Annotated in this window: 10 protein-coding genes and 1 pseudogene; 10 read left to right on the forward strand and 1 reads right to left on the reverse strand. The window is 40.9% G+C overall.

The genetic code is table 11. From position 1 onward, the window contains the following. A partial coding sequence (locus tag H532_RS18950) for a transposase (RefSeq protein ID WP_245566436.1) occupies positions 1–294 on the forward strand: 294 nt, incomplete at its 5' end. An 80-nt stretch (positions 295–374) separates the two neighbouring features. Here H532_RS18950 and H532_RS18955 read toward each other — a convergent pair. Then, positions 375–1,307 (reverse strand): LysR family transcriptional regulator, encoded by a 933-nt coding sequence (locus H532_RS18955; RefSeq protein ID WP_051263344.1) that lies wholly within the window; start codon positions 1,305–1,307, stop codon positions 375–377. Between the two features lie 169 nt (positions 1,308–1,476). Here H532_RS18955 and hpaB point away from each other — a divergent pair, with 169 nt between their 5' ends. The 9 genes and pseudogenes from hpaB to H532_RS20650 all read left to right on the forward strand — a co-directional run. Then, complete coding sequence (gene hpaB, locus H532_RS0113420) at positions 1,477–2,952, forward strand: 4-hydroxyphenylacetate 3-monooxygenase, oxygenase component (RefSeq protein ID WP_027725902.1); 1,476 nt, start codon at positions 1,477–1,479, stop codon at positions 2,950–2,952. 88 nt (positions 2,953–3,040) lie between these two features. After that, positions 3,041–3,520: a flavin reductase family protein gene (locus tag H532_RS0113425; RefSeq protein ID WP_027725903.1), complete on the forward strand. Its 480-nt coding sequence runs from the start codon at positions 3,041–3,043 to the stop codon at positions 3,518–3,520. Between the two features lie 68 nt (positions 3,521–3,588). Beyond that, positions 3,589–4,260: a GntR family transcriptional regulator gene (locus H532_RS0113430; RefSeq protein WP_027725904.1), complete on the forward strand. Its 672-nt coding sequence runs from the start codon at positions 3,589–3,591 to the stop codon at positions 4,258–4,260. A 61-nt stretch (positions 4,261–4,321) separates the two neighbouring features. Beyond that, positions 4,322–5,236, forward strand: a complete 915-nt coding sequence (gene hpaI / locus H532_RS0113435; protein ID WP_425426292.1) for a 2,4-dihydroxyhept-2-ene-1,7-dioic acid aldolase — start codon at positions 4,322–4,324, stop codon at positions 5,234–5,236. Positions 5,237–5,258: 22 nt separating this feature from the next. Next, positions 5,259–6,731: a 5-carboxymethyl-2-hydroxymuconate semialdehyde dehydrogenase gene (gene hpaE / locus H532_RS0113440; protein WP_038112527.1), complete on the forward strand. Its 1,473-nt coding sequence runs from the start codon at positions 5,259–5,261 to the stop codon at positions 6,729–6,731. A 22-nt stretch (positions 6,732–6,753) separates the two neighbouring features. Next, entirely contained in the window at positions 6,754–7,743 is a 990-nt protein-coding gene (hpaD, locus tag H532_RS0113445) for a 3,4-dihydroxyphenylacetate 2,3-dioxygenase (protein ID WP_027725907.1), read from the forward strand. A 56-nt stretch (positions 7,744–7,799) separates the two neighbouring features. Further along, complete coding sequence (locus H532_RS0113450) at positions 7,800–8,975, forward strand: ABC transporter substrate-binding protein (RefSeq protein ID WP_027725908.1); 1,176 nt, start codon at positions 7,800–7,802, stop codon at positions 8,973–8,975. Between the two features lie 132 nt (positions 8,976–9,107). Beyond that, complete coding sequence (locus H532_RS0113455) at positions 9,108–9,989, forward strand: branched-chain amino acid ABC transporter permease (RefSeq protein ID WP_027725909.1); 882 nt, start codon at positions 9,108–9,110, stop codon at positions 9,987–9,989. 134 nt (positions 9,990–10,123) lie between these two features. Next, a pseudogene (locus tag H532_RS20650) lies at positions 10,124–10,319 on the forward strand (IS110 family transposase); the annotation flags it as partial.

Consider the following 10,319-nt stretch of genomic DNA (forward strand, 5'->3'; position numbering starts at 1 on the left):
CCGAAACTGGGCCGGCCTTTAAAAGACAGTGAGGAAGACAGCGCCCAAAAACGAATAGAATACCAGGACGCCTTGGATCGGAACGCCGTCGAAGGCAAATTTGGCGAGGGCAAGCGTACATATGGGCTTGGTCTTATTCGAGCACGCCTTCGACAGACAAGTGAAACCGTCATTGCCCTGCAGTTTCTGGTTATGAACCTTGAAAAGATCCTTCGGGATACTTTTTTTTCCTTTTTTCACTTGATCATTCGTCAGGTATTTTCATGTCACAAACTGCGAGTGGTAAGCTTTTGATCAAAATGTAGGTTGTTCAGTAGTCCCTAATTAGCTTTAGAAAATATTATCTATAGGATTCAATAAAGTTTTTTACTTAATTACGAATGAAGGAATGAAGGTTTATAAGTTGGAGAAAGTCGAAGACGTTTTTCTGATTCGATAAACGTTCTAAGAAAATGTTGGGCGCTTTTGGATAAATAGCGGTCTTTTAACCAGATCACGGCTGATTGAGAAATAAGCTCATTACCCTCAATCTCTAAAATCTTTTTTCCTTGTGGTAGAGGAGTGACAAAGGCTGACTGTGGAATGACTGAAGCACCAACACCAGCTGAAACTAGGTCTAAAATCATTGACGCATCTGGGCATTCGCAAACGATCTTCGGTTCGTACCCATGATTTTTGAAGTGATTGAGTACAACCTCATACTGTCCGATACCGCTGATGCGATGGAGTAACATCAACGGCATTTGAGCTAACTCTGCAAGGGAAATTTCCTCGATATCAGGGTCAGTTAACCATTGTTCAGGTACAACGGCTACATAAGGTTCTTCAGGAAGAGGTAGATAAGAAAACTCGTTCATTTCTAAAGGTAAGCGTACGAAAGCAAATTCAATATCTCTATTTCGTAAAAGTTCAGCCATTAGGTAAGAATCTCCGCTTCGTAAATGAAACGTCACTTCAGGGTATAAAGTCCTGAATTGTTGGATTCTTTCAGGGATGTAAGCAAAACAGGTTTTTACACAACCGATGGCCAATACACCCCTAAGACCCTTACCGGTTTCTTGCACTTCTTTCTTAATCTCTTCGAATTGATCCAGGAGATTTTCTGCTTTTTTATAAAGGAGTTTTCCGGCTTCAGTTAGTTCGAGGTGCCGACCATTACGCTCAAACAATAAAACGCCTAGCTCTTCTTCTAATAATTTCAACTGCTGACTGAGTGGTGGCTGAGCAATGTGGAGTTTCTTTGCGGCTTCAGTGATCTTTCCTTCTTGGGCGATCGTTACAAAGTAACGGAGCCGTTTGACATCCAATGTTATCCCTCACTTTCTATATAAAAAACATATAGAAAACAAATAAAATAAATATTTTTCAGTATAATATTTCGTGTGTTATATTTTAAACAATAAGAAAATTACTTTTCAAGTTTTTTGTAAGGGTTTACAAGCGAAAGGGCACTAAGTATTAAATGGAGGGATCGTCATGTCAGCAAAAACAGGCAAAGAGTACGTGCAAAGATTAAAAGAAGCGAAAAATAATGTTTACATCCACGGTGAAAAAGTAGAGGATGTGACGGAACACCCAGCCTTCAAAAATGTGATTCGATCCATGGCTGATCTTTATGATCTGCAATATGAGAAGCCGGAAAAAATGCTTTACAATTCACCAACAACAGGAAACAAAGTTGGCGTCACTTTTATGGAGCCAAAAACAGTGGAAGACTTGATCAAACGGCGTGAAGCGATTATGGAATGGCAGCGGTATTCGGGCGGATTGATGGGAAGGTCACCTGATTATTTAAATGCCAACGTCATGGCAATGGGTGCTGCTCATCAATTTTATGCTGAAGGCGACCCAATGTTTGCCGAAAACGCAAAAAAATATGCGGAATATGCACGTGAAAATGATCTCAGCTTAACACATACCCTTATTCACCCGCAGATTAACAGGGCGAAAGCACAGTATGAACAAAAAGATGCCAATGTTGCACTGCATGTTGTGAAGAAAACCGACGAGGGGGTCATAGTTGACGGCGTTAGACTGCTGGCCACGCAAGGCGCGATCACAGATGAAATTATCGTCTTTCCTTCAACCGTGAAAAAAGCCGGTGAATTAGACGACCCGTACTCTTTGGCGTTTGCTATACCAAATAATACGCCTGGATTAAAGTTTATTTGCCGTGAATCCTTTGATTACGGAAGAAATGAATTCGATCATCCACTTGGATCGCGTTTTGAAGAAGGCGATGCCATTGTTTGCTTTGAAAACGTGCTTGTACCTTGGGACCGTATTTTCATTCTTGAGAATTCGTCAATTTGTAACCGGGCCTACCGTGAAACCAATGCGGTCGTTCACATGGCCCATCAAGTTGTCGCTAAGGATATTGCGAAAACGGAATTTGTTTTAGGTGTAGCCTTAAGTATCATGGATGCCATTGGGATTGACGGTTTCCAGCATGTTCAAGACAAGGGAACAGAAATCATGTTGACACTTGAGATTATGAAATCGCATTTATACCGAGCTGAACATCAGGCAAAGCTGGATCGTTGGGGTATGATGACGCCGGACTATGCAGCCTTAGATGCGGCCCGAAATTGGTATCCACGCATTTATCCACGCTTGGCTGAAATCATTCGCATCCTTGGGGCATCAGGTTTAATGGGAATTCCGACACAAGCCGATTTTGAGAATGAGGAAATTGGAGCTCTACTCAATCGAGCAGTTCAAGGTAAAAATCTGGAGGGTTACGAGCGGGTCCAATTATTCCGCCTGGCATGGGATCTCACGATGAGTGCATTTGGAAGTCGGCAAACACATTATGAATATTATTTCTTTGGCGACCCAGTACGAATGGGAATGACTTATTTTAACAATTACGACAAAGAACCATTTAAACAAATGGTTCAGGAATTTCTCAAGCGCACAAAGAAATCAAAACCTAATTTTGTTAAAGCTTAAGGGAAAAGGGTGGGGATGTATCGTATGAGATCAACATTCATCCCGATTCCCCAAAATTACGCTGATCTTTAGAAGGAGGTGATTTTCGTTGGATGAGCGTACTTTTAGAAATGCCATGGGCAAATTTGCAACTGGAGTGACAGTCATTACGACTTCCGTCAACGGCCGGATACATGGAATGACGGCGAATGCATTTATGTCTGTCTCTCTCAATCCTAAATTAATATCCGTTTCCATAGATGAACGAGCGCAAATGTTAAGTAAAATAAAACAATCCAGGAAATTTGCTGTCAGCATTTTGTCAGAAGATCAAATGGAGGTGTCAAAACATTTTGCGGGACAACTCAAAGAAAAGCGCCACTTCCAATTTGAATGGTTCAACCAATTGCCGGTAATTCCTAATGCCTTAGCTCACGTCATCTGTGATGTTTATAATTTTTATAAAGCGGGAGACCATACTATTTTTATTGGAAAGGTTATTGATCTTAAATTAAGAGATGGCCAGCCATTGACTTTTTTTGAAGGCCGATACGGTTTATCATTAACGAACAAGGCTGTCAGTGGTTAAATAGGGAAAATAATTATTAAACTTTTTTTAATATTGACATCATATATGATTTTATATATATTAGGGAAATGAAAACACAAATACTTAGTAAACACCAAATTGCTTATAATGTCATTCGCTCCCGCATACTAAATGGGACTTATTCTCCAGGTCACAGAATCGTCATTGATCAAATAGCCAAAGAGCTCTCATTAAGCGCCATACCTATCAGAGAAGCGATTCGTAATCTTGAAGCGGATGGTTTGATTGAGTACATTCCTTACAAGGGTGCTGTGGTTACACAAATTAACGAAAACGAGTACTTAGATACTTTGACAACATTGGCGGTTCTTGAAGGCTATGCCACCATGCTCAGTTCTAAATTCATACCAAAAGAAAAAATTGCGGAACTAAGAAAGATTAATAAACAAATGGAGGAGGAAGTTGAGCAATACCATTTTAAAAACTTCGGGGAATTGAATCTTAGTTTTCACAATCTTATTTTTGAGTTCTGTGGAAATCGGTATTTAAAAGAAAAAATTCATGAAACAGAGGCACGGCTGGATGCGATACGTCGAAGGGGGTCGACGTTTATGCCCATTCGCCCGAAACAATCGGTTGAAGAACATGAACAATTGATTGTTTTAATTGAGACGAACCAGCCTTTAGAGACAATTGAAGCTTTTGCCCGAAGACATAAATTGAATACAGTGGAATCCTTTAGAAAGCGAAAGAGTGATCCGCAACATGATGAAATTTAATGATTCATCATGTTGCTTACCACGATTTTTCCGTATGCACTCTATAAGGAGGAGAAGCAGAATGGTGATGGATATTTCCGATGCGAAAACAAGGTTAAGAGGATCCATTGCACCAATTATAACACCCTTTAATGAAAGCGGATACATTGATTTTGAGACGCTGAAAAAACTTATTCATTGGCATATAGATAGCGGATCTCATGGGATTTCGGTCACTGGTACAACAGGGGAACCAAGCTCACTTACAACTGAAGAACGCGTACAGGTCATGGAAGTGGCAGCACAGGCAGTTGCCGGAAGGGTACCGTTTGTCCCGGGAACGGGATCGACGAACCACGAAGAAACGCTTTATTTGACTAAAAAAGCCCAAGAAATTGGAGCAGATGCCGCTTTAGTCATCGTTCCGTATTATAATAAACCTTCACAACATGCATTGTATAAGCATTTTAAAGCGATTGCCGATGCTGTCGACATTCCGATCATTGTGTATAATATCCCGGGCCGCACTGCCGTCAATTTGGAAGTTCAGACGCTCGCCCGGCTTAAAGAAGACTGCCCAAATATTATCGGAGTCAAAGAATCAAATAAAGATTTTGAACACGTAAATCGCGTTCTGTTGAATTGCGGCCGTGACTTTCTTCTTTATTCCGGCATTGAATTGTTGTGCTATCCAATGCTAGCCATCGGGGGAGCAGGTTACATTAGTGCAACAGCTAATGTTGTGCCTGATAAGGTTGCAGAATTGTATAATGCTTGGATGGCCGGAGATATAAAGCGGGCACAGGATCTACATTATGAGTTGATGCCCCTGAATGACATTCTTTTTAAAGATACAAATCCGGCACCAGTTAAAGCTGCTCTTGGAATGATGGGGAAAATTCAGCCGATTTTACGTTTGCCCATGGATTTACCGTCTCCGGCGATCCAACAAGAAATTCGAGAAGTACTAAACAACTATGTCACGATCGCTAGTTAAAAACAGGAGAGGAAGACGACAAATGGAAGTAAAAGATATTCAGCTTTATATTAACGGGAAATTTGTTGATGCTGTGTCTGGGAAGAAGTTTGATAATTTTAATCCATATACCAATGAAAGAATCAATCGCGTAGCCGAAGGAGACAGTGCTGATATTGATGCAGCGGTTAAAGCTGCTCATGCTGCCTTTAATGGACCATGGGGAAAAATGAAGGTCAGTGAAAGGTTGAGATATATTCATAAAATTGCCGACCTTATTGATGAACATATTGATGAAATCGCACCGCTCGAATCATTAGATACAGGCTTGCCGATTAGTCAGACCAAAAACATGGTCGCTCGTTCTGCACAAAATTTTCGTTTTTATGCAGAAATGGTGTCAAGTCGTTTGGCTGGTGAGGCTTATCAAGTAGACGGAGATTTTCTTAATTATACGATCCGAAAACCTGTAGGGGTAGCGGGTCTCATTACACCTTGGAATGCTCCCTTTATGTTAGAAACGTGGAAACTTGCACCAGCGCTTGCGACGGGTAATACGGTAGTGATGAAGCCTGGTGAACTTTCTCCGATTACTGCTAACCGACTGGCGGAAATTATCGATCAAGCAGAGCTACCGGAAGGTGTTTTTAACGTCGTTCACGGCTTCGGAGAAACAGCCGGGGCATCACTTGTCGCCCATCCCGATGTCCGTCTGATTTCATTTACTGGGGAAACAGTAACGGGTGTGGAAATCACCAAAAATGGGGCTGATACATTAAAAAGGGTATCGATGGAATTGGGCGGTAAATCACCTATTATAATTTTTGACGATGCGGATTTCGAAAGAGCTTTAGATGCATGTACTTGGGGGATTTTTTCATTCAATGGAGAGCGCTGCACGGCGAATTCCCGGTTATTTTTGCATGCATCCATTTACGATGATTTTGTCAGTGCCCTGAAGGAACGCGTTCAAAACATAGTAATTGGAGATCCAATGGATCCTACAACACAAGTTGGTCCGCTTATTCATCGTGATCATTACAAAAAAGTTAAGTCTTATATTGATCTTGCTATACAAGAAGGAGCAGAAGTCTTTAGCGGAAAGATTCCTGAACATTTACATAAAGGGAATTTTGTAGCTCCGACCCTTTTGTTGAATGTCAAAAATGATATGCGTGTTGCCCAAGAAGAGATTTTTGGGCCGGTTCTAGCCGTGATGAAATTTGAAAAAGAAGACCAAGTTATAGAATTGGCAAATGACGTAAAATATGGACTTGCTGGTTATGTCTGGACAAAAGATATTCAGCGGGCACATCGCATCGCACAGGCGGTCGATGCCGGCATGGTATGGATTAACTCACAAAACGTTCGCGATCTCCGCATTCCATTTGGGGGTTCTAAAGCAAGTGGTATTGGAAGAGAAGGTGGTCATTACGCCTTTGATTTTTACACGGAAACACAAGTGATTCATGTCGCTTTAGGAAATCACCACATTCCACAGTTTGGAAAAAAATAAAAACTGAAAGGGTTGAGTGAAGATGGATTTTAACATTATTCGTTCAGCACGGGTGATTTTTCATGTTACTGACTTAAATGTGGCTAGGGATTTTTATGTCAATGGTCTGGGATTCATCGAATCCGAATGTGATGGGGAAAATTTATATTTACGCGGTCTCGAAGAACATAATCACCATAGCCTTGTTTTACGAAAAGCCAAAAAAGCTGGAGTTGAGGCCTTGGCATTTAAGGTATGGTCGGAAAACGATTTAGAAGCATTATCATTACTCTTTGAGAAAAAGGGGGCTGACGTCCATTGGTTTGAAAAAGGCTCCCAAAGAGCAATTGGTCGTTCTTTTCGGGTTCATGACACCTCGACCGGCATCCCATTAGAGTTTTATGCTGAAATGGATAGTGTCAACCGACATTTGCAAGATTTTCACCTTTATAGAGGGGCAAAGGTTCAGCGGATTGATCATTTTAATTGTATGGTACCAAACGTTCAGGAAGCTTTTGATTTCTATATTAATGAGCTTGGTTTCCGTTGTTCAGAATACACGGAAGCTCAAAATAAAACATGGGCAGTTTGGCTTTTTCGTAAACCCACCGTTCACGATATCGCATTTATGAATGGAAAGGGCCCACGCTTACATCATGTCGGCTTTACTCTCAGTGATTCTCAAAGCGTCCTTCAAGCATGCGACCATCTAGCCTCTTTAGGGTATGCCAATGCCATTGAACGCGGCCCGGGACGGCATGGTTTGTCTAACGCATTTTTCCTCTATTTAAAAGATCCATTTGGCATTCGCATTGAATTATATACTGGAGATTATTTAACAAGTGATCCTGATTTTAAACCCATTCGCTGGGACCTCAATGATCCCCGCCGAGCCACTTATTGGGGCCAACCAGCACCAGATAGTTGGTTTGAAGAGACAACCCCTTTTCTTAATTTAAATAGTGGTGATGAGATTCCAGTCAAAGATACAGATTTGACTCAGAAAAAACCTGATTTTTCCGCTTGGAGATAAGCTATGGGTAAAACATTCAAAAAACGATTATTCCTAAAAACTTAGGGGGAATCACTTTGAAAAAGATCCTTATAGTAATGTTGGCGGTTGTGTTTTCACTATACTTATCCGCTTGTAATTCAAAGGGTTCATCTGGATCGGGTTCCGATACGATTAAAATTGGTGGTGTCTTTTCCGTTTCCGGTCCGGCTTCGTCTCTGGGCAAGCCTGAATTGGATACTGTTAAAATGTTAGTAAAAGAAGTTAATGACAACGGTGGGATCAATGGAAAGAAAATAAAATTAGTTGCTTACGACGATAAGTCGGATCAAAATGAAGCAGTCTTGGATACGAAGAAATTAATTGAGGAAGATCACGTTATCGCCATTATTGGCGGTTCGACAAGCGGCAATTCGCTTGCGATGCTCCCACTCGTAGAAAAAGGGAAAATACCGTTTTTATCAATGGCATCCAGTAACCAAATTTGGAAGGATGAAAACGGAAAGTCACGAACATGGGTTTTCAAATATCCGCAAGGTAATGATTTAGTTGTTAAAAATATGCTAGCCTTTTTTGACAATCAAAATATTAAAAAAGTAGCCTTCTTAAGTTCATCCAACTCATACGGTTCTGATGGTCTCACAGAATTCAAAAATATAGCAACGAAACAAGGGATTGAAATCATTGCACAAGAAGAATTTGAGGATGGAGTAAAAGATGCCAAGTCAATGTTGACAGGAATTAAAAAAGCCAATCCCGATGCCATTATCATATGGGCAACAACTCAAGGTGCTGCAGTCGTTACGAAAAACATTCGAGAATTAGGGATTAAAGCGCCTATTTTCCAACAACAAGGGATCGCTTCACCGGAATTTATTAAGATTGCCGGTGATGCGGCCAACGGTGTGATGTTTCCTGCGGCAATATTGCTTGTAGCAGAACAATTACCGGATGGCAACATTCAAAAAGATACCATTCTAAAGTACCGAAATACCTTTAAAGAAAAGTACGGCTATGAAACAAGTTCCTTTGGTGGGCATGCCTGGGATGCTTTTAATATGTTAAAGATGGCTATAACAAAAGTTGGAACGGATCCGTCTAAAATCCGTGATTACATTGAGAATGATATAAAAGATTTTGTTGGCATAACCGGAATTTATAATTTCAGCAAAGACGATCATAACGGTTTAACTCCAGACAGCCTTGTGATGATCAAAATTGAAGACGGCAAATATAAACTTATGCAGCAATAAATTGTTCGGTAAATAAAATCAGATAACGGTGTCAACGGTCTGGCTACAAACTTAGGCAACAGTTTGACACCGCCCATTTTTATCGTTGAAAACGGTTTGCCTTAGAATGAGTTTCACGGAGGACGTGAAGAAATGGAATTATTTAATCAACTACTGCAACTAATGATCACCGGTATAACCGTTGGGAGCATCTATGCCCTAATTGCTATCGGATTCATCATTACCTATAACATTACTGGTGTGTTGAATTTTGCCCAAGGTGAATTTGCGATGTTCGGCGCCTTAATTTGTATTTCTTTAGTCGGAGTTGGGCTACCACTTTGGATTAGTGCGATCTTGAGTATTGTGTTGGTTACTATAATTGGTATGGGGTTTGAACGTTTGACCATTTACCCTGCACGCCATTCGTCGATTCCGACAATGATTATTATTACAATTGGCGCTTCTATCACGTTTCGAGGAATCGGTTTAATCATATGGGGGACACAACCGACTTCGCTGAAACCATTTTCCGGAGATACACCTATTCATCTATGGCATGCTGTTATCCTTCCACAAAACATCTGGGCCATTGGCCTCTCGGTTTTCTGTTTTATTGCTATGTACCTGTTTTTTAATAAAACTTATGTCGGTAAAGCAGTGACAGCTTGTGTAATTAACCGATCCGCTGCACGGCTAATGGGGATTAAGCCGGAAACTATGTCATTGGCTGCTGTTTCTGTGAGTGCAGCGCTAGGGGCACTTGCAGGTATTATCATTGCACCGATTGCCGGTGCTTCATACAGCATGGGATTGATGCTCGGTATGAAAGCTTTTGTCGCCGCTGTAATTGGGGGATTAACGAATGCTCCGGCTGCTGTTTTGGGAGCTTTTATAATCGGTATTTTAGAATCGTTTACAGCTGGACTCTGGAGTTCCGGGCTTCAAGATGCAGTCAGTTTCGCTGTTTTATTGATAGTATTGTTTTTTTTACCGAATGGCATATTTGCAAAATCCTCTGGTAATAGGGTATAGGAGCATTCCTGTATTGAAGAAAAATGAGGCAAAATAGCGGTTTTTCGGGTTGTACAAAAATAGAGCCCTCTTGGTATAGTACGGAGTGTCAACGGATGTTGACCTCTAATTTAGGAACCAAGGAGGACTCATACATGAATTATAACCAAAATCGCAAAATCTCTCAAATCACAGAGAACACATTGATCGTCGGTGTTGATATCGCTAAACACAAACATGTCGCTCGTGCGCAAGATTTTAGAGGCATTGACCTAGCTAATCGCTTAGTGTTTACGAACGATCTCAAAGGCTTTCAAACCCTGACACAATGGATAAACCATTTGAAGGGTT

Origin of the sequence: Tuberibacillus calidus DSM 17572 (assembly GCF_000430685.1) — a bacterium.
GTDB classification, from domain to species: Bacteria; Bacillota; Bacilli; order Bacillales; family Sporolactobacillaceae; genus Tuberibacillus; species Tuberibacillus calidus.